The organism is Streptomyces sp. NPDC057428 (genome assembly GCF_042803195.1).
Lineage (GTDB): Bacteria > Actinomycetota > Actinomycetes > Streptomycetales > Streptomycetaceae > Streptomyces.
Genome location: NZ_JBHVCT010000009.1, coordinates 52394 through 77019, shown reverse-complemented (window position 1 = coordinate 77019; position 24626 = coordinate 52394). Strand labels below are relative to the sequence as shown.

Below are 24626 nucleotides of genomic sequence, written 5' to 3'. Positions count from 1 at the left end.
CCCCCTTCACGCCGTCACAGGGTCCCGATGCGGCCGGCCCGGGGCCGGACTACGGCTGCGGCAGGGGAGCCATGGTGGGGGGCACCGGGCGCGAGGTGAAGGACTGGTCGCCGCTCGGGGTCACCGGAACCGGGACCTGCGGGACGCCGCCGCCCGAGGACACGGGCGGCCCCGACGGGCTGGACGTCGCGGCCGCGGCAGCATCACGCGCCAGGCCGTCGAAGTCGACGAACCCGGTGCGCTCCAGCATGGTGATGTGGTCGAGCACCGTCTGGTTGGCGTCGGAGGCCAGCTGCCGGATCAGCGAGTTGCGTGTCGTGTGCCTGACCTGGGCTATCAGGGCGAACACCTTGCCGTGCGCGGCTCGCAGGAGGTTGGCGAACTTCTGCTCGTACTCCTGGCCGCTCGCCGCCGTGAGCTCGTCGAGCCAGCCCCGCTGCTGCTCCGAGGGCTGGTTCGGGAGCTCGACGCCGAGCTTGGAGGCCACGTCGCGGGCCCGCCGGTCCAGGTCCGTGTGGCCCACCACCAGGTGGTCCCCGGCCTGCTTCACGCCCTCGCTCGGTGCGCGCTCGATGGCCTGCTGCCCCGCCGGCAGCTCCCAGAGCCCGGCGAGGCGCACCTTGACCAGGAAGTCCCGGTCGGTGGCGGAGAGCGGGCCCCACTGCGTGGCGACGCTGGACGCGTTCAGATTGGCCTCGCCCGTGCCCGAACGGTCGGCGTAGGACCAGACGGGAAAGGCGAGCGCGCCGAGCGTGGCGACCAGCGCGGCGATGATGAGGGCCGTTCCGTTGATGCGGCGCAACAAGATGTTCTCCCGGGCCGGTACGTGACAGCGTCGAATCAACCGCCAACTGAAGCTTCGATCAACCTACTTGGCGGTAATGCCGTTGTGGCAGTACGGGGAGATACGTATTCGGGCGCAGGAATGTTCAACAGGGCGGCGAAAGATCCGGCACTGCACCGGCCCGGCCCGCAGGTCAGCGGCGCAGCGCCGGGTGATCGGCGACGACCGTGCAGGACCCGGGGGCGACCTCCGTGAACCCGGCGTCGCGTACGACCGGCAGTCCGCTCGCCGTGAGTTCGCGCCAGCGGACGGCATCCGGCGTCGCGACCGAGAGCGGGAAGCCCGCCTCGCGCCAGGCCTTTCGCTCCGTGTCCGACAGCTCCCACCAGGCGAGCTGCGCCCCGTGCCCGGCCTGTGCCATCGCCTTGCCCGCCGACATGCCGACCTCGGGGTTCATCCAGAGCACGGGACCTGCCGGGTCGGGCGCGGCCGGGGGCTCGGGGTCGTCCAGATCGGTGCCCGACACCTGCAGCTTGGCCAGCTCCTTGGGCCAGCCGTCCAGCGGTACCGGCGGGAAGACCCGCACCTCGGCGTGCTCGCCGGTGACCGTGATCCCGGGCAGCGCGGACGCCTTGCGCCACTCCGCTCCGCGCGCCCGCCGCACCACCTTGCGGATCCGGGCGTCCTGCCAGTCACGCATGGCCCGTGCCCACTCGCCCTCACCCTCGCTCCCGGTCTCGCCCTCTGCGAGCGACCGGACGTCGGAGAGGATCGTGAGCACGGCGCGGGCGGCGGTCACCAGGGCGTCGTTGCGCCCCGGGGGATCCGTCTTCTCGATGTGCACCACCAGCGGCAGGACGAACTGCGGGGCCTCGTCGCGAGACGTCGGCTCCGTACGGAACGGGCTGTCGGCGGCTGCCGGGGGCTGCGCGGGAAGGGGTCCGGGAATGCTGTCGCTGCTCACGCCCCCAGTCTGCCAGGCGCGCGCGAGGACCCGTTCTTGGCGGAACGCAAGGCTCCGGGTGAGGATGCACGGCATGAAGAGCGACCTTTTTTCCAGCGAGCACATGGCACAGCCGGCGACGGCCCCGGGCATGACCCTGCAGAACGCCAAATCCATCAAGTACGCCGTCAACGGTGAGATGCACGCGCGTCAGGGATCGATGATCGCGTTCCGTGGCAGCCTCACGTTCGAACGCAAGGGCCAGGGCATAGGCGGCATGCTCAAGCGCGCCGTCACCGGTGAGGGCCTGCCGCTGATGGCGGTCTCCGGCCAGGGCGAGGCGTGGTTCGCCCACGAGGCTGCGAACTGCTTCATCGTGGACATGGAGCAGGGCGACGTCCTGACCGTCAACGGCCGCAACGTGCTCTGTTTCGACGCCACCCTCGCGTACGAGATCAAGACCGTGAAGGGCGCCGGGATGACCGGCGGCGGACTCTTCAACAGCGTCTTCAGCGGGTACGGCAAGCTCGGCCTGATCTGTGACGGCACCCCCATCGTGATCCCTGTCACCGCGCAGCAGCCGGTCTACGTCGACACGGACGCGGTCGTGGGCTGGAGCGCTCAGCTGTCCACCTCGCTGCACCGCTCGCAGAGCTTCGGCTCGATGGTGCGCGGCGGCTCCGGCGAGGCGGTGCAGCTGATGCTTCAGGGCGAGGGCTTCGTGATCGTCCGCCCCAGCGAGCTCAAGCCGGAAAAGCCGTCGGCCCACTGACTCCTGCGAGGGAGTGGGCCGGCGCTGCCCCGTCCTGCTCCTGGTCCTCGTCCGCTCGACGGTCCGCCCCAGCGCCGCCCGGGAGGTGAAGCACCAGGCCGGGGCGGCCCTGAGGACCGGTCATTTACGCCAGAACAGGTGGTGCGTCATGCCGCTCGGGCTGGGCACGACGTCCAGGTGGAACCGGTCGAGCAGCTCATCCGGTGACTCCCAGAGTCGCACTCCGGACCCGAGCCGCACCGGCGAGACCGCCACGTGCAGGGTGTCGACGAGGTCGGCGTCGAGGAACTGCCGGATGGTGGTGGCCCCGCCGCCGACTCGGACGTCCTTGCCCTGCGCCGCCTCCCGGGCCTGTTCCAGGACCGTGGCAGGGTCGCCGTCGACGAAGTGGAACGTGGTGTCGGAGAGCGTGAACGAAGGACGCTCGTGGTGGGTCATGACGAACACCGGGGTGTGGAACGGGGGCTCGTCACCCCACCAGCCGCGCCACTCGTGGTTCTGCCAGGGCCCGCGCTGGGGACCGAACTTGTTGCGGCCCATGATTTCGGCGCCGATGTTGCGGGGGTAGTCCCGCGTGAGGTAGTCGTCGAGACCCCGGCTGCCTCCCGGTGCGGTGCGCATCGGCCAGCTCGCCGTGGCGCCGGCCCAGGAGAACAGCCTCTCGGGGTCGACGTGACCGAACGGCCTCTCGAGGGTCTGGTCCTCACCGGCAGCGATCCCGTCACTCGAGACGGTGAAGTTCTGGACTCTCAGCAGCTGGGCCATGTGTTCCTCCTGTGACGGCGACAACGATGGTGATACCTGGATTGGATCTCACCGTGTGGTCGGAGCCGGTCGACGGATCTTGACCCGTACCGGCAGAATCAACTGATCTGCTGAACCCGCCGTCGGGATGTCAAGGCCGGCCGGCCCGCGACGACCACCCGATGACGGGGCCCGACCGGGCGCCGCGACGGTGAGGAGTTGGACATGAAGTTCCTGCTGATCATGCACATGAACCCGGCCATCATGGAGGAACTGACCGACGCCGAGCGCCAGGAGATCATGGACGGCCACGGCACATTCATGAAGACCATCCGCGAGTCCGGCGAGATGACCGGCACCGCTGCGCTGGCCGACCCGTCCCAGAGCTCGGTGGTCCGCGTCCGCGACGGTGTGCCGGTCGTCACCGACGGTCCCTACCTGGAGGCCAAGGAGTTCCTGGGCGGCTACTACCTGATCGACGTCGCGAGCAGGGAACGCGCTCTGGAGCTGGCCGAGATGATCCCGGACGCCCGGTTCAACGGCCTGGGCATCGAGGTCCGCCAGGTGATCTTCTCCGGAGGCCAGAGCGCGTGAGCGCCGACCGCGCCACCGTCGAGGGCCTGCTGCGCGCGCTCGCGCCGCAGGCCCTCGGCGCGTTGGTGCGCCGGTACGGGCAGTTCGACCTGAGCGAGGACGCCGTGCAGGAGGCGCTGCTCGCCGCGGCGACACGCTGGCCGGCCGAGGGCGTCCCGGACAGCCCGCACGGCTGGTTGACCACGGTCGCCGCCCGCCGTCTGGTCGACCACATGCGCAGCGAACAGGCCCGGCGCCGGCGCGAGGACGCGGTGGCCGCCCGGGAGCCGGACCGGACGTGGCCCGGCCCCGGCGAGGACACCCCGGCCGACCGGGACGACACGCTGACCCTGTTGTTCCTGTGCTGCCACCCGGCGCTGAGCCCGGCCTCGCAGGTCGCGCTGACGCTGCGCGCGGTCGGCGGCCTGACCACCGCGGAGATCGCCCGCGCCTACTTCGTGCCGGAACCGACCATGGCGGCCCGGATCAGCCGGGCCAAGCAGCGGATCAGGACCACCGGCAGCGAGTTCATCATGCCGGTCGGGCAGGATCGGGCGGAGCGACTGCGGGTCGTGCTGCACGTGCTGTACGTGATCTTCAACGAGGGCTACACCGCCAGTTCCGGAGACCGGCTGCGGCGCGACGACCTGGCCGCCGAGGCGATCCGGCTGACCCGTCTGCTGCACCGGCTGCTGCCGGACGACGGCGCGGTGGCCGGCCTGCTGGCCCTGATGCTGCTCACCGACGCCCGCCGGGCCGCCCGCACCGGCCCGCACGGCGAGCTGATCCCACTCGACGAGCAGGACCGCTCGCGCTGGGACCGCGGTCGCATCGCCGAGGGCGTCGCGCTGGTCACCAGCGCGATGACCCGCTCGACACTCGGCCCCTACCAGTTGCAAGCCGCCATCGCCGCGCTGCACGACGAGGCGCCCAGCACCGGCGAGACGGACTGGCGTCAGATCAACACGCTGTACAAGATCCTGGAGAGGCTCTCGCCGAACCCGATGGCCGGCCTGAACCGGGCGGTGGCGGTCGCCATGATCGACGGACCGCGGGCCAGCCTGGTCCTGCTGGACGAGCTGGCCGCGGACGACCGGATCACCGACCACCACCGGCTGCACGCGGTCCGCGCACACCTGCTGGAGATGGCCGGCGACCATCCGGCGGCCCGGGATCACTACCACCGTGCCGCCCGCGGTACCACCAGCCCGACCGAGTGCCGCTACCTGGAAACCCGCGCCGCCCGACTGGTGCCACCTTCCGCCTCCGGCTGACCCTTCCCGCGCCACCCCGGCCGAGCTCTGCCACCGCCGTCGGAGGGGTGCGTGTCCCGGTCCTCCTCCCGACCGGAGCCCATCGCCGCCGGGGTGGCGTCCCCGACGTCCCGGATCGCCGCCGTGCGCGACTGAGTACCCTCGTAGGCATGGACGATGAGTACTGCGAGACCCCCTCGCCGGCCCCCGCACCCGCGGACACGGGCCCGCCCTACGCCGAGTGCGTGCTGTGCCGGAAACCGACCGAGTACCCGGAGTCGACGAAGGGCAGCACCCTCTGCCCCGTTTGCGCCTGGCAGCAGGCGGAGCGTTACGCGTGCCCCGGCTGAGCCGTGCGGGCGGGACCGTCCACGCGGGGCGTCCTCAGCCGCGCATCAGCTCCGAGACCTTCACGAAGCGGTAGCCGCGCTTACGGAGCTCCGGCACGATCCGCCGTACGGCGACATCGGTGACGGGCGCCGCGCTGCGGGTGCAGTGCATGACCACCAGCGACCCCGGCTCCACCTCCGCCAGAACCTGTTCGGCCACGGCGTCGGCGTCCGTCGCGAAGGCGTCCCCGCTCACCACGTCCCACTGCACGGCGGTCACCCCGGTCGGAGCCAGGGCCTTTCGCGAGACGTCGTCGTAGCAGCCACCGGGGAAGCGGAAGTAGGGCACGACGTTGCGCGCGCCCGTCTTCCGGATGGCGGTGAACGCCTTCTCCACGTCCCGCCGCATGTCCTCCTCCGCCACGGTCGGCAGCCCGTAGCAGGGGGAGGAGAAGGCGTAGTGGCTGTAGGAGTGGTTGGCGATCTCGAACAGCGGGTCGGTGCCGATCGCGCGGGCCTGGGACGGGTACTCCTGCGCCCACCTGCCCGTCATGAAGACCGTCGACGGCACCGCGAGCCGGCGCAGGGACGCGATCAGCCCCGGATTGTCGAAGTGCTCACCCGCTGCCGCACGCGGTCCCTGATCGGCCGTCATGTCCGCGTCGAAGGTGAGGGCCACGACCTTGTCGGGGCCGTCCGCCCCTGCGGCCCGGGGAGAAGGCCCGTCCCTCCGGCGCTCGAAGACCGGTGTGAGACCGCCGGGTCCCGGGGCGAGCACGGGAGGCCCGCTCCTCGCGGCCGGCTTCGGAGTCCGCGACGGGGAAGCGGAGGCCGTCGCGGACTCCTCGCCGGATCTCTGTCCGGGTTCCTTCCCGGATTCCCGTGCCGGTGACGGAGCTGCTGCCGGTGTAGCCGCCGTCCCGGCACGAGTGCCCTCAGGGCCTCCGCAACCGATCAGCGCCGCACCCAGTACGACACACGCGGTCATCGCACGAACAGATCTGATCATCCGAGGAAACTACTCGAAGGGTAATCAGATAATTACGAGGCGCTCCGGGCTGGACCGCATCACCGGCTCACCGGATCGCCCGAGGGTGCGGTTCCACCCCCGGCGATCCGGGTCAGGGCATGATCAGCGCCAGGGTCCCGTCACGGCGAACGTGGTCCCCGGCGTGTAGCAGTTCACGAACATCGTCCGGCCGTCCGGCGAGAACGTGACCCCGGCGAACTCACCCCACTCCGGCTCCTCGGGCGTCCCGATGTTCTGCCGCCCGCGAGCCATCGCGTAGACCTCGCCGCGCCGCGTCACCCCGAGCACGTGCTGGGCGCCGCCGCCGTCCTCGCAGACCATCAGCCCGCCCCCTGCCGCCAGGCAGATGTTGTCGGGGGACTCGCCCGGCAGCTGTACGTCGGTGTCCGGGCCGAAGACGATGACGAGCGTGAGCCGGCGCCGCTTCGGTTCGTACCGCCACACCTGGCCGAAGTGATCGCCCGCCGATCCCTCCGCACTGTGCGCGAAGCTGGAGACGAAGTACACCGAGGACCCGCCCCAGTAGCAGCCCTCCAGCTTCTGGGCGTGGGTGATCCCCTTGGGGCCGAAGTCCTGGAGCCGGATCGGCGTGCCGGCGGCCTGTGGGTCCGGTACGGGGACCCACTCGATGCGGTCGAAGGTCGCACCGGTGTCCTGGACGGCGGAGAGATCGGGCACCCCGGGCACCCGCATGGCCTCCAGCGTGCCCCCCGCGCGCAGTGAGCCGGTCCCGCCGAGCGGTTTCTTCGGCAGGAAGCGGTAGAAGAGCCCGAACGGCTTCTCGAACGCGTCCTCGGTCTCGTACACGATGCCGTTGTCCGGATCGACGGCGATCGCCTCGTGCTGGAAACGGCCCATGGCGGTCAGGGGCACGGCCCCCGTGCGGCGCGGATCGGCGCCGTCCACCTCGAAGATGAAGCCGTGGTCCTTCGTGTAGCCGTTGGTGCCTGCCCGGTCCTCGGTCTCCTCGCAGGTCAGCCAGGTGTTCCAGGGGGTAGGGCCGCCGGCGCAGTTGACGGCCGTACCGGCGATGGCGACGCGCTCGCCGCGAACGTCACCGTTCGCGTCGAGCTCGATGGACGTACAGCCGCCCTTGCCCATCGGGTCGTAGGTCAGGCCCTCGACCGTGGGAACGCCGATCTTGCCGGTGACCCGGTTCTCGTGGTTGCGCACGAGATGGACCCGGCCGTGGCGGCCGGCGAAGGCCGACATGCCGTCGTGGTTGCTGGGGACCAGGCCCTCGCCGGAGCGGAGTGGCTCGCCCTCCCTGGAGAGGACGCGATAGCGGAAACCTTTCGGCAGATCCAGCAGCCCGTGCGGGTCCGGCACGAGGGGGCCGTAGCCGCTGTGGCCCCGGGCTTCCGCGGTGCCGGCGAAGAGTTCGGTGAAGGCCCCGGTGAAGGCTACGGAGGCCGCGGTCGCGGCGCTGCCGGCCAGGACCTGTCGTCGTGTCGCGAGTCGTCGTGGTGTGGATGACATGAGGCAACTCCCTGTTGGCGGACAGGTGAAGTGACCCGCATGTGTGTACCACGCGCCGAGGCGCGCGGGAACCATGCGGGCCACGGTGCCCCTTGTGTCCCCGGGGCTGAAGAGGCCCCTGGGACGGGAGTGAGGTCAGGCCAGCGACGCGGTGAGCGTGATCGTGGTGCCCGTGAGCGCCTGGCTGACCGGGCAGTTCGCCTTGGCGTCCTCGGCGGCCTTCACGAAGCCCGCCTCGTCGAGGCCGGGGACCTCGCCCTCCACGGTGAGGTGGATGCCGGTGATGCCGGTGCCGGGCTGCAGTGTGACCTCGGCCTGCGTGTTCAGCCGGGTCGGCGGCGTGCCCGCCGTCGTCAGGCCGTTGGACAGGGCCATCGAGAAGCAGCTGGAGTGCGCGGCGGCGATGAGCTCCTCCGGGCTGGTCTTGCCGTTCGCCTTCTCCGCGCGGGACGGCCACGAGACCGCGAACTCCCCGACGCCGGAGGAGTCGAGGGTGACGACACCCTTGCCCTCGAGCAGGTTGCCTTCCCAGACCGTGTGCGCCTGACGAGTGGTAGCCATAATGGATCCCTTCGAACGGTGTGCGAGGTTACGCGGGTGCGGGACACGCCCTGAGGCGGCCTCACACCCGTCGCCCCCGAACCTACTGCGCCACAAGAACCTTTGCGTCGCGCGCCAGCGCCGTCAGCCGCGAGATGGCGCGGAAGTACTTCTTCCGGTACCCGCCGTTCAGCATCTCGTCACTGAACAGCCGGTCGAATGCCAGGCCCGAGGCGAGCACCGGGATCTCGCGGTCGTACAGCCGGTCGGCGAGCACCACCAGGCGCAGCGCGGTGGACTGGTCGGGCACCGGTCCGACGTCGGTGAGGCAGACCGCCGTGATCCCGTCCGTCAGCGCGCCGTAGCGGCTCGGATGGACCCGTGCGAGGTGGTCGAGGAGGGCCGGGAAGTCGTCCAGCGAAGCACCTGCGGTGGCGTACGCGGCCCGGGTCACGGAGTCGTCGGAGTACGGCGGCGGGGCCTCGGGCAGTCCGCGGTGGCGGTAGTCCTCGCCGTCGATCCGCAGCGGCCTGAAGTGCGCGGACAGCCCCTGGATCTCGCGGAGGAAGTCGACCGCGGCGAAGCGGCCCTCGCCCAGCTTGCCGGGGAGCGTGTTCGAGGTGGCGGCCAGGGCGACGCCCTGCTCGACGAGCCTGCTGAGCAGGGACGACACCAGGACGGTGTCGCCCGGGTCGTCCAGTTCGAATTCGTCGATGCACAGGAGCCGGTGTCCGCCCAGCGTCTGTACGGTCTGCTGGAAGCCCAGCGCGCCGACCAGGTTCGTCAGCTCGACGAAGGTGCCGAACGCCTTGAGCGAGGGGTCGGCCGGAGTGGCGTGCCAGAGCGAGGCCAGCAGGTGCGTCTTGCCGACGCCGTACCCGCCGTCGAGATAGACGCCGCGCGGCCCGGTCGGTGCCGCGTGCTTCTTCCCGAACCACTTGCGCTTGCCCGAACCCGTCGCGTGCGCACCGCCGAGCCCGGCCGCGAAGGAGCTGAGCACACCGACGGCCTCGGTCTGGCTCGGCTGGTTCGGGTCCGGCACGTACGTATCGAAGCGCACCGAGTCGAAGCGCGGCGGGGGCACCATCTCCGCGACCAGCCGGTCGGCGGGGACGCGCGGCTCGAGAGCGCACAGGGACTGCGGGGCCGTTTCGGCTATGGGGCTCTGCCCCGGCACGGCTGTGGAGGACGACACAACTCTCCACCTTAAGGCCTCTCCCGGAAGGCCTCCGGCGCCGTGCCAGACTGCCGGGCATGCGACGCCTGCTCCCTGTGACGGACCTGACCACCCAAGCCGCTGCCGCCGATCGCGAGTGGACGCTCGAGGAACTGGCCGGCGCCTACGCCTACCCGGAGGGCGACCGCCCCTGGCTCCGGGCCAACATGGTGTCCACCCTCGACGGTGCCGCCCAGCACGACGGGCGGTCCCAGGGCATCTCGTGCGCCGCCGACATGCGGATCTTCGGAACCCTGAGGGGGCTGGCCGACGCCGTGGTCGTCGGCGCGGAGACGGTGCGTCTGGAGGGCTATCGCCCCGCACGGGCCCGCGAGGCCTTCGCCGCCCGGCGGGCCGCGGCGGGGCAGGGCCCGGCCGCGGCCGTCGCCGTCGTCAGCGCGAGTCTCGACCTGGACTTCTCCCTCCCGCTCTTCGTCTCGCCGCTGGTCCCGACCTTCGTGATCACTGGGACGGCCGCACCCTCGGAGCGGGTCCGCGCGGCCAGGGAAGCCGGGGCCGAGGTCCTGTTCGCCGGGGACGGCGCCGCTGTCGAGCCCGCCCGCGCGGTGGCGGAACTGGCCGCCCGAGGGCACACCCGTCTTCTCACCGAGGGGGGACCGCGGCTGCTCGGGCAGTTCGTGGCGGCCGGTGTGCTGGACGAGCTCTGCCTCACCCTGTCACCCCTGCTCACGGCGGGGGATGCGCAGCGGATTGCCGGGGGGCCTGCGGTCGCGGTGCCGGAACGTTTCTCTCTCGTGTCCCTGCTGGAGGAATCAGGGTTCCTCTTCACCCGGTACGGGAAGATCTGACACTGAACGGAATATCTCGTTCCGGTTAGCTCCTGGTGGGCACACTAAGTCCTGCTACCCCGTGCAATTGCGGGGAAGGATGGTTTCAGCGAAAGCGGCCGTCCCAGTGGCCGACAAGATGAAGCGGAAGGGCGCCCGTCGTGTTCACAAGCGTTTTGATGATCGAGAAGCCCCTCACTCCCGAGGACGTGGAGTTCGTCACCACCCTCCACGGCGAGGAGCGGATCTCGTTCGTCGTCTTGATGCAGCCCCGCAGTGACCAGGCCGACGTGCTGCTGAGAGCGATCGACGACGTGGCGATCGGCGAGCTGAGGGAGGCCGTCCGGGAGGGGGAACAGCCGGAGGGCAAGGAGGCCCGCGAGCCGGCGGAGATGGCGCTGGAGTACTCGCTCCGGGAGCTGCGCGAGGCCGGCTCGGAGGCCGTCGGCCAAGTGGTCGAGGACCATCCCCTGGACAAGCTCAAGACCGTCGTCGACGACTCGGGGGCCGACGAGGTCATCGTCATGACGGCGCCTCACTACGTCGAGGAGTTCTTCCACCGCGACTGGGCGTCCCGGGCCCGTCACAAGGTCGGCGTACCGGTGCTCAAGCTCTTCGCGCACAGCGAATAGGCTTGGGGCGGACCCTACCCACGTCAGCCACACCTCGGGAGACTCACGCATGGCACCCGGTATTCCTGCCGCCCTGGAACGGCCGCACTTCATCGGCATCGGCGGAGCCGGAATGTCGGGCATCGCGAAGATCCTCGCCCAGCGCGGGGCGAAGGTGGCGGGCAGCGACGCCAAGGACTCCGCCACCGCCGTGGCGCTGCGCGCACTGGGGGCGACCGTCCACATCGGGCACGCGGCCGGGCACCTGGCCGACGACGCGACATCGGTGGTCGTGTCCAGCGCCATCCGCGCCGACAACCCCGAGCTGGTCCGCGCCGCCGAGCTGGGCATCCCCGTCGTGCACCGCTCCGACGCGCTCGCTTCCCTGATGGACGGGCTGCGCGCCATCGCGGTCGCAGGCACGCACGGCAAGACGACCACCACGTCCATGCTCGCCGTCGCCCTGTCGGAGCTGGCACTCGACCCGTCGTACGCCATCGGCGGCGAGCTGGAGGGCCCCGGCACCAACGCCACGCACGGCGGCGGTGACATCTTCGTCGCCGAGGCCGACGAGAGCGACCGCAGCTTCCAGAAGTACGACCCCCAGGTCGCGATCGTCCTCAACGTCGAGCTGGACCACCACGCGAACTACGCGTCGATGGACGAGATCTACGAGTCCTTCGAGAGCTTCGTCGGCAAGGTCGTCCCCGGCGGCACGCTGGTCATCGCCGCCGACCAGGCCGGGGCCGTCGAGCTGACCGAGCGGGTCCGCGGCGCGTCCTCCCTCGACGTGGTCACCTACGGCGAGTCCGAGACCGCCGACGTGCGGGTCCACAAGATCACCCCGCGTGGCCTGACCAGCGAGGTCACGGTCGTACTCAACGGCAAGTACCTCACCTTCACCGTCTCCGTGCCGGGCCGCCACTACGCACTCAACGCGGTCGCCGCCCTCGCCGCGGGCGTCGCCCTCGGCATCCCCGCGCACAACCTGGCCTCGGCCATCGGCAAGTACACCGGTGTCAAGCGCCGCCTCCAGCTCAAGGGCGAGGCGGCCGGTGTCCAAGTCATCGACTCCTACGCGCACCACCCCACGGAGATGACCGCCGACCTGGAGGCCATGCGCGGCGCGGCCAAGGACGCCCGCCTCCTGGTGGTCTTCCAGCCCCACCTCTTCTCCCGCACCAAGGAGCTCGGGACCGAGATGGGCCAGGCCCTCGCCCTCGCCGACGCCTCCCTCGTCCTGGACATCTACCCGGCCAGGGAGGACCCGCTCCCGGGCGTCACGAGCGAGTTGATCATCGAGGCCGCGAAGGCCTCGGGCGCCGATGTCACGGCGATCCACGACAAGGCCGCGGTCCCCGCCGCGGTCGCGGGAATGACGAAGCCGGGCGATCTGGTTCTCACCATGGGAGCGGGCGATGTCACCGACCTCGGCCCGCAGATCCTGGACCACCTGTCGAGCTGAGGAGCCACCGTGTCGTACGACGTCGAGAAGCCTGACGAGCAGTGGCGGGCGGAGCTGACCCCCGCCGAGTACGCGGTGCTGCGCAAGGCCGGCACCGAGCCCGCCTTCGTGGGTGAGTACACCGATACCAAGACGGCGGGCCTCTACTCCTGCCGTGCCTGTGGTGCGGAGCTGTTCCGCTCCGACACCAAATTCGAGTCGCACTGCGGCTGGCCTTCCTTCTACGACCCGAAGGACACCGACGCCGTCGAGCTGCTCCGTGACGACAGCCTCGGCATGGCCCGCACCGAGGTGCGCTGTGCCCGCTGCGGTTCACACCTCGGACACGTGTTCGAGGGTGAGGGCTACCCGACGCCGACGGACCAGCGGTACTGCATCAACTCGATCTCGCTGACACTGGCGCCCGACGAGGCCTGAGAGACGCGAGAAACCCCGGCGGCGGAGGCCGGCCGGGGCACCGCACGACGCCGCCCGCCAGGAGACGCACTCCTGGCGGGCGGCGGTGAGTTCCGGTCACGCGGGTGGGGGCCGCTTGTGGCCCCTCCGCGACCGGTCCCGGCTCACACCTTCGTGAGCTCCGCCGTCGGCCGTTGCACCGGGATCACCTGCTGGAGCCGCTCGCCCTCGATGTCGAGGTCCGGCAGGATCCGGTCCACCGGACGGGGCAGCCACCAGGCGGCACGCCCCAGCAGGTGCATGACCGCAGGTACGAGGGTCATGCGGACCACGAAGGCGTCGACGAGCACGCCGACGGCCAAGGCGAAGCCGATCGACTTGATGACCGGGTCGTGCATCAGCACGAAGCCGCCGAAGACGGCGGTCATGATGATCGCCGCCGCCGAGACCACTCGCGCGTTGTGGCCGACACCGCTGACGACCGACTCGCGGGCGTCGCTGCCGTGGACGAAGTCCTCCCGCATCCGCGAGACGAGGAAGACCTCGTAGTCCATGGCCAGCCCGAACAGGATGCCGATCAGAAGGATCGGCAGGAAGCTGACCAGCGGTCCGGGGGTGTCGAGGCCGACCAGATTCGCCAGACGGCCCTGCTGGAAGATGGCCACGGTGATGCCGAACGTGGCGCCGATGGTCAGCAGGAAGCCCAGCGCCGCCTTGACCGGTACCAGGATCGAGCGGAAGACCAGCATGAGCAGCAGGACAGACAGCCCGACCACGAGCAGCAGGTAGACCGGCAGGGCGTGGGCGAGCTTCTCGGAGACGTCGATGCCGACCGCGGTGGCACCCGTCAGTGCCACGGACGCCCCTCGCACATTCTCCACCCGGTCGCGGATCGCGTTGACGGTGTCCTCCGTCGCGGCATCGGTCGGACCCGTCCTCGGAATCACGGCCAGCAGCGCCGTGGTGCCCCGCTCGTTCGTCTGCGGAGGGGCGACGGCGAGTACTCCGTCGGTCTTCGTGATCAGCCCGGCCGCCTCCTCGGCCGCGGCGCCGGTCGCCTCCGGGGTGTCGCCCGAGACGACGGCGATCAGCCGTCCGTTGAAGCCTTCCCCGAATCCCTGGGTGGTCAGGTCGTACGCCTCGCGGTTGGGGGAGCCCTCGGCTTCGGTGCTCGCGTCGGGCAGCGCCAGGCGCATGTCCTGCAGGGGGAGGGCCAGTGCGCCCAGGCCGATCACGCCGACGAGCAGCAGGGGAACGCGTAGCCGCGCCACGACCCGGCCCCAGCGGAAGCCGAACCCGGTGCTGGCACCGGGACCGCCGTGCGCCTCGGCGGATGCGGCGCCCGAGGTCCTGTCCAGGTTCCTCTGCTTGCGGGGCAGTACCCGTACTCCCGCGAAGCCGAGGACGGCCGGGAGGAGTGTGAGGGACACCAGCACCGCGAGAGCGACGGTGGCCGCCGCGGCGAGGCCCATCACCGTGAGGAAGGGCACCCCGGCGACGGCGAGCCCCGCCAGTGCGATGACGACGGTGGCGCCCGCGAAGACCACGGCGGACCCGGCTGTACCGGCCGCGCGGCCGGCCGCCTCCTCACCGTCCATGCCGTCCGCGACGTACGTGCGGTAGCGGGACGTGATGAACAGGGCGTAGTCGATGCCGACGGCCAGGCCCAGCATGAGCGCCAGGATCGGTGCGGTGCTCGTCAGCTCCACGGTGCTGCTGAGCGCGAACAGCCCGGCCATGCCGGCCGCCACACCGACCAGTGCGTTCAGGAGTGTCATGCCCGCCGCCACCAGGGAGCCGAAGGTCAGGATGAGCACGAGTGCGGCGACCCCGACCCCGATGACCTCGGTCGAGCCGACCTCGGGTACACCGCGCATGATCTCGCCGCCGTGCTCCACGCGCAGGTCGTCGACGGACGCGCCCGCCTTCGAGAATGCCTCGCGCTGGGCGTCGGTGATGCCGTCGACCCCTGTGGCGAACTGCACCTGGATCAGCGCGTAGCGGCCGTCGCGCGAGATGGCCTTGGACACGAAGGGGTCGATGGCGGCGAGGACGCCGGGGACCTTCGCGGCCTCGCCGGTCACGGGAGCGACCGTCTCGGGCGTCAGTTTCCCGCCCTCGGGCGCGGCGACGACTATGGTCCCGGTGGCACCGCCCGCCTGCGGGAACTCCCGGGACAGGGAGTCCAGGGCCTTCTGCGACTCTGTGCCCGGAATCGAGAACTTGCTGGTCGTGGGCCCGTTGAAGGCCGCCGCTCCTCCTCCGAGCAGGGCGAGAAGCAGGAGCCAGAGCGCGAGGACGCGCCCCCGGCGCCGGAAGGAGAGCCGGCCGAGCCGGTAGAGCAGGATGGCCATGCGATAGAGGCGTCTTTCTCTTCGAACGGGACGACTTCTGTCAGCTGACGGGATGCCCGAGGGTTCTCAGCGCGCCCTGCACCAGTGCGGCGCGCATCTCGTCCGGGGCGACGTCCACGTCGGCGGCGACCGTGACCGCCACGCCGCCGATCACCATCTGCGCCGACACGCGCGCCGCCGGTTCCCGCGAACGGCCGGCCAGCGCGTCCGCGAGCTGGTCGACCGCCTGGGGGATGACGGCCAGGACCGGGTGGCCGAGCATGTCGGGCAGCTCGGCGAAGATGATCTTTATCTCCTGGCGGAAGCGCATCGCCAGGCCCACGTAGACGGCCACGGCCGCTTCCGCGGCCCGGTCGTCCTCCAGCGGCGCCAACTCGTCCCTCATGGCGGAGAGGCTCTCGGCCGGAGGGGTCAGCAGCTCCGTGAGGATCGCGTCCTTGCCGGCGAAGTGATAGAGCAGGGACGCCTTGGAGCAACGCGCTTCGACGGCGATGTCGTGCAGCGAGGTCCCCTTGAAGCCGTGCTCGGCGAAGAGGCGCAGCGCCGAGTCGAGAATCTGACGGCGCATCGGGGAAGGCTGACGGGGCATGCGGACACCGTAGCTGACCGATCGGTCAGAACTGGCCGATCGGTCAGCTGTTTTCTGTGAGCCACGCCACTTTCGGGCGGTTGCTGTGGTGGGGGAAGCGGAAAAGGGCGCCTGGCTGCTACCCCCGGCTCGACCGGTGGACGGACGAAGACCCCCCCAGTGGAACTGGAGGGCCTTCGGTGACTTCGGTCCGGGTGGGGCCGGGGGACGGTACGGCTCTAGAAGACCGCTGAAAATATTGGGTTCTGGCCCCGCTCTGGGTGGAGTGGGGCCAGTCTTGTGTTCATGCAGGGGGAATGGGCTGGGGAGAGCGTCGGCGAGGACGTGTGGGAGACGTGCCGGGAGTTGATCCCGGCCGGGAGCGTGTTCGCTTTCCTGGCTGAGCATCGCGAGGTCATCTTCCCCGGTGTGATGTTCGCCGACATGTATCCCTCGACGAACGGGCGTCCGTCGCTGCCGCCGCAGGTGCTGGCCGCCACGGTGGTGCTCCAGAGCCTGTACGGGCTCTCTGACTTCGAGACGGTGCAGGAGCTGCGCTGTGACCTGCGCTGGAAGGCCGCGTGCGGACTCGGGCTGCATGACACCGCCTTCGATCCGTCGCTGCTGACGTATTTCCGGCGCCGGCTGCAGCGCTCCAGTCACCCGAACCGGCTGTTCTCCAAGGTCAGGGAGGTCGCCGCGGCCACCGGTGTCCTCAAGGGGAAGCAGCGCCGGGCGCTGGACTCCACGGTGCTGGACGACGCGGTCGCCACCCAGGACACGGTCACTCAGCTGGTCGCCGCGATCCGCCGGGTGATCCGTGAGGTCCCCGGTGCCCAGCAGGTCGCCGAGCGGTGGTGCACCGCCCACGACTACACCGACCCGGGCAAACCGAAGATCGTCTGGAACGACGAGCAGGCCCGCGCCAATCTGGTCGACGCCCTGGTCACGGATGCGGTGAACCTGCTGGGCCGCCTGCCTGATCAGGAGCTGGGAGAGGCCGCGGCGCACGCGGTCGGGCTTCTCGCGCTGGTCGCCGGGCAGGACGTCGAACCCGTCGACGGCTCCGACGGGCGGGACGGGCGGTGGCGCATCGCCCGTCGCACGGTCTACGACCGCACCGTTTCCACGGTCGATTCCGAGGCCCGGCACATCCACAAGAACCGCTCCCGTCACCAGGAGGGTTTCCGTGCCCATGTGGCGTTCGAGCCCGAGGAAGGGCTGTTCACCGAGGTCGCGCTGACCGCCGGCAGCGGGGCAGGCAACCACGAGGCCGCCGTCGCCCAGGACCTCCTCGCGGACGAGGAGAGCCCGGTCACCGTCTTGGGTGACGCCGCTTACGGCACGGGCGAGTTACGCGAACACCTGCAGGGACAGGGCCATGACCTGGTCCTCAAACCACCGCCCCTGCGGCCGGCCGTTCCCGGCGGGTTCACCGCCGATGACTTCGACGTCGACACCACAGCCGGGCAGGTCACCTGCCCGGCCGGACACACCGTCCCCCTCGGCCAGGTCCGCCAGGGCGGCGAGCGCCAGGCCCAGTTCAAGAAACTGTGCGCCGGCTGCCCGCTACGGGAGCGCTGCACGAAGTCCAAGACCGGCCGGGTCTTCACTGTCCACGCCAAGTACGACCTGCTCAAAGCCGCCCGCGACGAAGCCGCTACCAGACCCGGCTGGCAGACCGAGTACCGGCGCTGGCGGCCACCGGTCGAACGAGCCATCGCCTGGCTCGTCGCACGGGGCAACCGCAGAGTGCCCTACCGAGGCGTCCTGAAGAACGACACCTGGCTCCACCACCGCGCAGCAGCCCTCAACCTCCGCCGACTCATCCACCTCGGACTCACCCGAACCGGCAGCACCTGGCGACTCATCCCGGCCACCACATAGCGAAGGGGCCGCCCGACACGCGGCCGGACAGCCCCCACAACAAGATTTTCAGCGGTCTTCTAGGGCCTATTCCTCGTCGGCCCCGGACTCCGCTGTGGCCTCGGCCCGCAGCAACGGGTGCGCGACCCCCGGGAACACCCGGGCCCGCACGACCTCCTCGGCCGCCCCGCCCTGCACCACGGTCTCCGCGACGCCCCACGGGCGCCCGGCGAGACGGACGGTCAGCGTGTACGAGGACGAGCAGCCCATGCACTCGTACCGGTCCGCCCAGACCTCGACGTCGGTCACGCTGCCCGGGTAGCGCTTCACGTGCATGTGCCGGGCGTGGCAGTGGCCGCAGGTCTCGCCCGGCTCGCACGTGCCCCCGCAGGGGCAGGGCACGTCCAGCGACTCGGCGGGCTGCCAGCGCTGGACGAGCATGGCGTCACGCGTGGCGCCCATGTCCTTCATCGCCTTCAGATTCCGCGCGGCGACGTTGTACGACTCGCCGGTCGCGGCCATCCGGTCCCGGATCACGTCCTTGCGTCCGCGGTTCGTCGTCATCCTGTTCCTCCCGGGGTGTCACGCAGCCCGTCAGGAGGCACACGAGATCAGAGCCCCCAACGGTACCCGCCCCACGGGGGCCGGCGTACCCGCACCGAACACGTGCGAACGGGCGCCGCGAGGTCAGCCCCGGCGCACCCGGCCCGCGATGCGTTTGCCGAGGCGGCCCAGGGAGCGGGGCGGGCGGTTCCAGGTGCGGAAGGTCTCCAGGGTGCGGCTGCTCCCCTCGCGTTCCACCGCCTGCTCCGCCGCCGCCAGCCCCTCCGCCGACAGGGCCCGGACGGCCGGGCGCAGCACCTCGTCGAGCAGGGCGGTGCGGGTCCGGGTCCAGGGGGCGCCCGCGTGCGGATGGGCGTTCCACACGGTGAAGCAGTCCGCCACGTACGCGGGGTCGGTGGCCAGTAGCGCCCGGACCTCTTCGCGGCGGGCGGCCGTGCCGTACGCCGCGATCAGGTCCTCGTCCCCGCTGTGCACGAACGCGTACAGCTCGGCCTCCGGCCGGTCCGGTGCCAGCAGCCGTTCCGCCAGGGCCCCGTAGGCATGCGCGAGCGTCGAGGGCGCCACCGGTTCGGCGCGGCTGCGCAGCGCTCTGGCGTGGTCGGCCCAGCCGGGTTCAGCCGATCCGGAGCGGATGTCGCGCGCGAAGTCCAGGAGCATCAGACAGGCGCGCACCCGGGCGTCGATCTGCTGCGGGAAGCCGCGCAGCAGATCATGGGCGAGCTCGGCGGCGTCCGCGTCACCGGCGGGGGCCGCGAGCGCGGCGTCGACCAGGCGCACCCAGGTGCCGGCGGTCCGGTGGGCGTCGGACGTCGTCTCGTCCAGCAGCGACCTGGCCTCGTCCGCCGACGGGGTGTCCTCGCCCCACACCAGGCCCACCGCGGTCCGCAGCACCAGCGGCTCGGCGAAGGGGGACATGCCCGCCGCGCGCAGCACGGTGTGCAGGACGGCCACCCGCCCGGTGCCCCTCGCCCTGGCACCGGGCGCCTCGGCGCACATGCGCAGATGCGGCAGGGCCTGGGTTCCGGTGAACGGCAGTGCGACCCGGGACAGGAGGTCCTCGGTCGCCGCGGGGTGGTCCGGCGCGAGCCGGTCCAGCTCGCCCAGCAACGCCGTACGTACGTCGAACTGCTCGTCCAGCAGCTCCAGCAGCGCGGGACACACCTCGGCCCCGCCGTCGTCGAGCAGGGCGCGGGCCAGGCGGCGTACGGCTTCGGGTAGCAGTTCCGCGGAGTCGAGGCCCAGCAGCCGTACGAGCCGTAGCACCTGCACGGTCCGCGCGACACCGCGGGGCGCGGCGGAGAGCTCGGCCAGCAGTTCGCCGCCCAGCTCGTCGACGAGAGCGGCGAGCGCACGCTCCCCGTCAGGGCCCTCGAACACCGAGCGCGCGGGAGGCTCCAGGGTCACGTCGTCGCCCCGTACCGCCTCGGTCACCAGGAGGGCGGCCAGCGGTGCGGTCACGGATGCGGGGCAGCGGCCGTCCAGCGCCGTCAGCAGCCGGAGCGCCGCGGCGCACTCCGCCGCAGTACGGTCGTCGGCGGGTGCGGTCAGCGCGTCGGTCAGCTGCCGGGTGCGCTTCTCGTCCAGCGCGTACGGCCGCTCGGCCGCCCAGTCGGCCGCCGCAGCACGCTCGTTGGAGCCGAGCGCGATACCGGCGCCCAGTGCCGTCACCGCGAGCGGGCCTGCGGCGAAGGGCTCGCCCGGCAGCTCGGCCGCGTCGTGGAACAGCTCCGGGGCCCTGCTGCGCCAGATGCGGGCGGCGGTCCCGGCCCAGGCGTCGTCCACCACCGCGGCCGGCCGCGGTCCCGAAGCGGCGTGCACGCGGAAACGGGGGTCGCTGATGTCCGGCGCGTCCTCCGGCAGGACACCGACGACGTGGTGCGCGGTGCGCCCGGGATGACGGGTGTACGTGGTGAAGCTCAGCCGCTCGGCGTGCTCCCGGGGCAGTGCGGCGGCGGCCAGCGCGACCCATCGGGCCACATCGGCGCTCTGCCGTTCCACGAGGACGACCCGGGGCGCAGAGAGGTCCTCGCTCGCCCGGCGCAGGTCGGCCAGGACGGCAGCGAGCCACGGGCTGCGGGACACCGCGAAGTCGCCGAGGCCCTCCCGGGTGAGCCCCCGCGAGGGGCCGTGTCCGGCGAACAGCGAGGTCAGCGGATCGGGCGGGGTACGGTCCGGTGCCGCGGAGAGCCATCCCGGCGCGCCCCACGCCGCGACGGGGAGCACCCCGCCGGGTATCGGCGTACCGGGCGTCAGATGCACGGCGTGGGCGTGGAACCGTCCCGGTCCTGTGGCGACCGCGCGACTGACGAGATGGCTGCCGTCTGAGAGTGCGACGAATCCGAACGCGACCGGAAGCGAGCGGAGTTGGGCATCGGAGAGCCGGTCGGGAGTGCCTGCCGGAGCCTCGTAGGACAGAAGCGGAGCGGCTTCGGCACGGACCGGCCCCGGTATCGCGGGGTCGGTGGCGGCGAAGCGGCCACCGGTCTCCCCGTCGCCGGACGCGACGGAGGTGTAGTGCAACTGCGGGAGGCTCATGCGTAGGCCCTCATCGTCCCTGCCACGTGCGTCCCCGTCCCACGCACCGGCCACCGCTCGCCGCCCTGTTGGGGCGGCCCGGCCCGGCGGAGCGACGACCCCGGCGGGGAGCCTTCCGTAGTCGTGCGGGCGACGCTATCAAGGCCTGACGCCCCGTTGGGCCGCGCGCGGCACGACGACGCTCTAGGTTGGACGTATGACCGAGGCGGCGCTTTCCGCGGGAGTGGTGGAGTACGAGGACACGGGCGGCGACGGGCCCGTGGTGGTCCTGCTGCACGGCGTCGCCATGAACGGCTCGCTGTGGCGGCACGTGGTTGCCGGACTCCGCCCGCACTACAGATGCGTCGTGCCCACGCTGCCTCTCGGTGCGCACCGGCGGCCCATGCGTCCGGACGCCGATGTGACGGTCCCCGGGGTCGCCCACCTGGTGGCCGAGTTCCTGGAGGTACTGGACCTCCGTGACGTCACCCTGGTAATGAACGACTGGGGCGGGGCACAGGCCCTCGTCGCGGACGGCCGCGACGGGCGGATCGGCAGGCTCGTGATCACGTCCTGCGAGTCGTTCGACAACTATCCGCCGGGTCTCCCCGGCCGCAACCTGCTCGCCGCGGCGAAGATGCCCGGCGGGCTGCGGCTGGCCTTCGCCCTGCTGAAGCTGAAGCCGATGCGCAGGCTGCCCGTGACGTGGGGCTGGATGAGCAAGCGGCCGGTACCGCACGAGGTGATGGACGACTGGTTCCGGCCGCTGTGGACCTCCGCCGCGATCCGGAAGGACCTCAGGGCGTACGTACTCGGGGTGCCACCCAGGGACGAACTCATGAGGTGGGCGGACGCGCTGCGCACGTTCGACCGCCCGGCGCTCGTCGTGTGGGCGTCCGAGGACAGGGTCATGCCCCCGGAGCACGGCCGGAGACTGGCGCGGATGCTGCCCCAGGGCGAACTCGTCGAGATCGCCGACAGCTTCACCCTCATCCCCGAGGACCAGCCGCAGCGGCTGAGCGAAGCCATCAGGGCGTTCGTACCACTGTCCTGACGGGGCGGGGAAAGGCGGGGGAGGCGCGTCCGGGCGGGCAACGGTGCGGCCGGCGGGTTGCGGGCACGCGGTCCCCACCGGCCGGACGGGTCGCCGGTCCGTGCAGAGCGGGCCGAGAACATCAGTGGTCTCGAACGGGTGATGGCCGACTGGACCCCGGAGGAGGTCGCCGGGTTCGCCGCGTACCTCAAGCGCCTCAACAGCGACATCGAGAACCTCGACGGCCGGCCCTGGCCCGCCCGTGACGTGGGCCCCTGCCGCCCCTGACCTCGGGCGGCCCGCGTACGCCGTCCCGGCCACGGCCTGAAGCTGATCTACGGCCGCGCTTAAGAAATCCTCGATGGACCTGAGGCTCTGGATGCGGCACATTTCTTGGTGACGGCAGAGAGTCCGGTGGCAGGCGCTCCGTTCTGTCCCGTCCGCCGTACCCCCGCCACCCGGGCCGCAGGCCGACTTCGGCATCTCCGCGTCCGGGCACTCACCATGCACCAGGACAGGGAGCCGCACCCGTGAAGGCACTCGTGAAGCACAAGGCCGAACCCGGACTCTGGCTGATGGACGTGCCGGAGCCCGAGACAGGGCCCGGAGACGTGCTGATCAAGGTCCTCCGCACCGGGATCTGCGGCACCGACCTGCACATCCGCAACTACGACGGCTGGGCCCAGCAGGCCGTGCGCACCCCGCTGATCCTCGGGCACGAGTTCGTCGGCGAGGTCGCCGGGATCGGCGCGGACGTCGTCGACATCAAGGTCGGCGACCTGGTCAGCGGCGAAGGCCACCTGGTGTGCGGCAAGTGCCGCAACTGCCTCGCCGGCCGCCGGCACCTGTGCCGCTCCACCCTCGGGCTCGGCGTCGGCCGGGACGGGGCGTTCGCCGAGTACCTCGCGCTGCCCGCCTCGAACGTCTGGGTGCACCGGGACAAGGTCGACCTCGACATCGCCGCGATCTTCGACCCGTTCGGCAACGCCGTGCACACGGCGCTGTCCTTCCCGCTGGTCGGCGAGGACGTGCTGATCACCGGAGCCGGGCCGATCGGCATCATGGCCGCCGCCGTCGCCCGCCACGCGGGTGCCCGCAACGTCGTCATCACCGACGTGAGCGAGGCGCGGCTGGAGATCGCCAGGAAGGTCGGGGTGGACCTGGCCCTGAACGTCGGCACCGAGACCGTCGCCGACGGCCAGCGCCACCTCGGCCTGCGTGAGGGCTTCGACATCGGCCTGGAGATGTCCGGGCGCCCCGAGGCCATGCGGGACATGATCGCGAACATGACGCACGGCGGACGGATCGCGATGCTCGGCCTTCCCGCGGCGGAGTTCCCGGTCGACTGGTCCCGCATCGTCACCTCGATGCTCACGATCAAGGGCATCTACGGCCGCGAGATGTACGAGACCTGGTACGCCATGTCCGTACTCCTGGAGGGCGGGCTCGACCTCGCCCCGGTGATCACCGGACGGTACGGGTACCGCGACTTCGAAGCCGCATTCGATGACGCCGCGAGCGGTCTCGGTGGCAAGGTACTGCTCGACTGGGCCTCCTGAAGCTCCTCGCACGCACCCCCGTAACCATCTGGGAGACATCCTCAATGTTCGATTCCGTACGCGACGACCTGCGCACGACCCTCGACGAGATCCGCGAAGCCGGGCTCCAGAAGCCCGAGCGGGTCATCGGCACCCCGCAGTCCGCCACCGTCGCCGTCACGTCCGGTGGCCGCGCCGGCGAGGTCCTCAACTTCTGCGCCAACAACTACCTCGGCCTCGCCGATCACCCCGAGGTCGTCGCCGCGGCCCACGAGGCGCTGGACCGCTGGGGCTACGGCCTGGCCTCCGTCCGCTTCATCTGCGGCACCCAGGAGGTCCACAAGGAGCTGGAGCAGCGGCTCTCGGCCTTCCTCGGCCAGGAGGACACGATCCTCTACTCCTCCTGCTTCGACGCCAACGGCGGAGTCTTCGAGACCCTGCTCGGCCCCGAGGACGCGGTGATCTCCGACGCCCTCAACCACGCCTCCATCATCGACGGCATCCGCCTGTCCAAGGCCAAGCGCTACCGCTACGCCAACCGCGACATGGCCGACCTGGAGCAGCAGCTCAAGGAGGCCTCGGGGGCACGGCGCCGCCTCGTCGTCACCGACGGTGTCTTCTCCATGGACGGATACGTCGCCCCGCTGGCCGAGATCTGCGACCTCGCCGACCGCTACGGCGCCATGGTGATGGTCGACGACTCGCACGCCGTCGGATTCGTCGGCCCGGGCGGCCGGGGCACCCCCGAACTGCACGGCGTCATGGACCGCGTCGACATCATCACCGGCACGCTCGGCAAGGCCCTGGGCGGCGCCTCCGGCGGTTACGTCGCGGCCCGCGCCGAGATCGTGGCCCTGCTGCGCCAGCGCTCGCGCCCGTACCTCTTCTCCAACTCGCTCGCCCCGGTCATCGCCGCCGCCTCCCTCAAGGTCATCGACCTGCTGGAGTCCGCGGGCGACCTGCGCGAGCGGCTCAACGCCAACACCGCGCTCTTCCGCTCCCGGATGACCGAGGAGGGCTTCGACATCCTGCCCGGCGACCACGCCATCGCCCCCGTGATGATCGGGGACGCGGCGAAGGCAGGCCGGATGGCGGAGCTGCTCCTCGAGCGCGGTGTGTACGTGATCGGGTTCTCCTACCCCGTCGTCCCGCAGGGGGCCGCGCGCATCCGCGTCCAGCTCTCCGCCGCCCACTCCACCGAGGACGTCCACCGGGCCGTCGACGCCTTCGTCGACGCGCGCAAGGCGCTGGAGGCGTAACAACTCC

The 24626-nt window shown here is 71.3% G+C and carries 24 protein-coding genes; 13 read left to right on the top strand and 11 right to left on the bottom strand.

Features of this window, described 5'->3' with window-relative positions; all coding sequences use genetic code 11:
• Positions 1-49: 49 nt before the first annotated feature.
• The gene (locus ACFU5K_RS06020) at positions 50-802 is read right to left on the bottom strand and encodes a DUF4142 domain-containing protein (RefSeq protein WP_384057509.1); all 753 of its coding nucleotides are present in this window, start codon (positions 800-802) and stop codon (positions 50-52) included.
• Positions 803-977: 175 nt separating this feature from the next.
• Entirely contained in the window at positions 978-1748 is a 771-nt protein-coding gene (locus ACFU5K_RS06015) for an aminoacyl-tRNA hydrolase (RefSeq protein ID WP_384057441.1), read from the bottom strand.
• A 73-nt stretch (positions 1749-1821) separates the two neighbouring features.
• Between ACFU5K_RS06015 and ACFU5K_RS06010 the strand changes: the two genes are divergently transcribed.
• The gene (locus tag ACFU5K_RS06010; RefSeq protein WP_384057438.1) at positions 1822-2499 is read left to right on the top strand and encodes an AIM24 family protein; all 678 of its coding nucleotides are present in this window, start codon (positions 1822-1824) and stop codon (positions 2497-2499) included.
• Between the two features lie 120 nt (positions 2500-2619).
• Here the strand turns inward: ACFU5K_RS06010 and ACFU5K_RS06005 are convergent, their stop codons facing one another.
• Entirely contained in the window at positions 2620-3264 is a 645-nt protein-coding gene (locus ACFU5K_RS06005) for a dihydrofolate reductase family protein (RefSeq protein ID WP_384057435.1), read from the bottom strand.
• 204 nt (positions 3265-3468) lie between these two features.
• Here ACFU5K_RS06005 and ACFU5K_RS06000 point away from each other — a divergent pair, with 204 nt between their 5' ends.
• From ACFU5K_RS06000 to ACFU5K_RS05990, 3 genes are all read left to right on the top strand, one after another.
• Positions 3469-3837: a YciI family protein gene (locus tag ACFU5K_RS06000; RefSeq protein WP_384057432.1), complete on the top strand. Its 369-nt coding sequence runs from the start codon at positions 3469-3471 to the stop codon at positions 3835-3837.
• On the top strand, positions 3834-5090 hold the full coding sequence (locus tag ACFU5K_RS05995) for an RNA polymerase sigma factor (RefSeq protein ID WP_384057430.1): 1257 nt from the start codon (positions 3834-3836) through the stop codon (positions 5088-5090). Before ACFU5K_RS06000 ends, ACFU5K_RS05995 begins: the two co-directional genes overlap by 4 nt.
• A gap of 149 nt (positions 5091-5239) precedes the next feature.
• Complete coding sequence (locus ACFU5K_RS05990) at positions 5240-5419, top strand: hypothetical protein (protein WP_384057428.1); 180 nt, start codon at positions 5240-5242, stop codon at positions 5417-5419.
• Positions 5420-5453: 34 nt separating this feature from the next.
• Here ACFU5K_RS05990 and ACFU5K_RS05985 read toward each other — a convergent pair whose 3' ends face one another.
• From ACFU5K_RS05985 to zapE, 4 genes are all read right to left on the bottom strand, one after another.
• Entirely contained in the window at positions 5454-6386 is a 933-nt protein-coding gene (locus ACFU5K_RS05985; protein WP_384057508.1) for a polysaccharide deacetylase family protein, read from the bottom strand.
• Positions 6387-6530: 144 nt separating this feature from the next.
• A complete protein-coding gene (locus ACFU5K_RS05980) occupies positions 6531-7907 on the bottom strand; it encodes an alkaline phosphatase PhoX (RefSeq protein ID WP_384057425.1) in 1377 nt (458 codons plus the stop codon).
• Positions 7908-8042: 135 nt separating this feature from the next.
• Positions 8043-8468: an OsmC family protein gene (locus ACFU5K_RS05975; RefSeq protein ID WP_384057423.1), complete on the bottom strand. Its 426-nt coding sequence runs from the start codon at positions 8466-8468 to the stop codon at positions 8043-8045.
• 82 nt (positions 8469-8550) lie between these two features.
• A complete protein-coding gene (gene zapE, locus ACFU5K_RS05970; RefSeq protein WP_384057420.1) occupies positions 8551-9642 on the bottom strand; it encodes a cell division protein ZapE in 1092 nt (363 codons plus the stop codon).
• 59 nt (positions 9643-9701) lie between these two features.
• Here zapE and ACFU5K_RS05965 point away from each other — a divergent pair, with 59 nt between their 5' ends.
• From ACFU5K_RS05965 to msrB, 4 genes are all read left to right on the top strand, one after another.
• A complete protein-coding gene (locus ACFU5K_RS05965; protein WP_384057417.1) occupies positions 9702-10472 on the top strand; it encodes a pyrimidine reductase family protein in 771 nt (256 codons plus the stop codon).
• 158 nt (positions 10473-10630) lie between these two features.
• Positions 10631-11083: an indole-3-glycerol phosphate synthase gene (locus tag ACFU5K_RS05960; RefSeq protein WP_384057414.1), complete on the top strand. Its 453-nt coding sequence runs from the start codon at positions 10631-10633 to the stop codon at positions 11081-11083.
• A gap of 49 nt (positions 11084-11132) precedes the next feature.
• Positions 11133-12527, top strand: coding sequence for a UDP-N-acetylmuramate--L-alanine ligase (murC, locus tag ACFU5K_RS05955; protein ID WP_384057411.1), 1395 nt, complete (start codon positions 11133-11135; stop codon positions 12525-12527).
• Positions 12528-12536: 9 nt separating this feature from the next.
• Positions 12537-12944, top strand: a complete 408-nt coding sequence (gene msrB, locus ACFU5K_RS05950) for a peptide-methionine (R)-S-oxide reductase MsrB (protein WP_327113231.1) — start codon at positions 12537-12539, stop codon at positions 12942-12944.
• A gap of 143 nt (positions 12945-13087) precedes the next feature.
• On the opposite strand, the gene ACFU5K_RS05945 is transcribed toward msrB, so the two are convergent.
• Positions 13088-15277 (bottom strand): MMPL family transporter, encoded by a 2190-nt coding sequence (locus ACFU5K_RS05945; protein ID WP_384057408.1) that lies wholly within the window; start codon positions 15275-15277, stop codon positions 13088-13090.
• 40 nt (positions 15278-15317) lie between these two features.
• Positions 15318-15866 (bottom strand): TetR/AcrR family transcriptional regulator, encoded by a 549-nt coding sequence (locus ACFU5K_RS05940; RefSeq protein ID WP_384057406.1) that lies wholly within the window; start codon positions 15864-15866, stop codon positions 15318-15320.
• 285 nt (positions 15867-16151) lie between these two features.
• On the opposite strand from ACFU5K_RS05940, the gene ACFU5K_RS05935 reads away from it, so the two are divergent.
• Positions 16152-17732, top strand: coding sequence for an IS1182 family transposase (locus ACFU5K_RS05935; protein ID WP_384057403.1), 1581 nt, complete (start codon positions 16152-16154; stop codon positions 17730-17732).
• 66 nt (positions 17733-17798) lie between these two features.
• Here ACFU5K_RS05935 and ACFU5K_RS05930 read toward each other — a convergent pair whose 3' ends face one another.
• Positions 17799-18275, bottom strand: a complete 477-nt coding sequence (locus tag ACFU5K_RS05930; protein ID WP_384057401.1) for a hypothetical protein — start codon at positions 18273-18275, stop codon at positions 17799-17801.
• A 123-nt stretch (positions 18276-18398) separates the two neighbouring features.
• Positions 18399-20810, bottom strand: a complete 2412-nt coding sequence (locus ACFU5K_RS05925) for a GTPase-associated protein 1-related protein (RefSeq protein WP_384057399.1) — start codon at positions 20808-20810, stop codon at positions 18399-18401.
• Between the two features lie 196 nt (positions 20811-21006).
• On the opposite strand from ACFU5K_RS05925, the gene ACFU5K_RS05920 reads away from it, so the two are divergent.
• From ACFU5K_RS05920 to ACFU5K_RS05905, 4 genes are all read left to right on the top strand, one after another.
• Positions 21007-21843, top strand: coding sequence for an alpha/beta fold hydrolase (locus tag ACFU5K_RS05920; protein WP_384057396.1), 837 nt, complete (start codon positions 21007-21009; stop codon positions 21841-21843).
• A gap of 141 nt (positions 21844-21984) precedes the next feature.
• Positions 21985-22110, top strand: coding sequence for a hypothetical protein (locus ACFU5K_RS05915; RefSeq protein WP_384057513.1), 126 nt, complete (start codon positions 21985-21987; stop codon positions 22108-22110).
• A 242-nt stretch (positions 22111-22352) separates the two neighbouring features.
• A complete protein-coding gene (gene tdh, locus ACFU5K_RS05910; RefSeq protein WP_384057394.1) occupies positions 22353-23381 on the top strand; it encodes an L-threonine 3-dehydrogenase in 1029 nt (342 codons plus the stop codon).
• A gap of 44 nt (positions 23382-23425) precedes the next feature.
• Complete coding sequence (locus ACFU5K_RS05905; protein WP_384057391.1) at positions 23426-24619, top strand: glycine C-acetyltransferase; 1194 nt, start codon at positions 23426-23428, stop codon at positions 24617-24619.
• Positions 24620-24626: the final 7 nt, after the last annotated feature.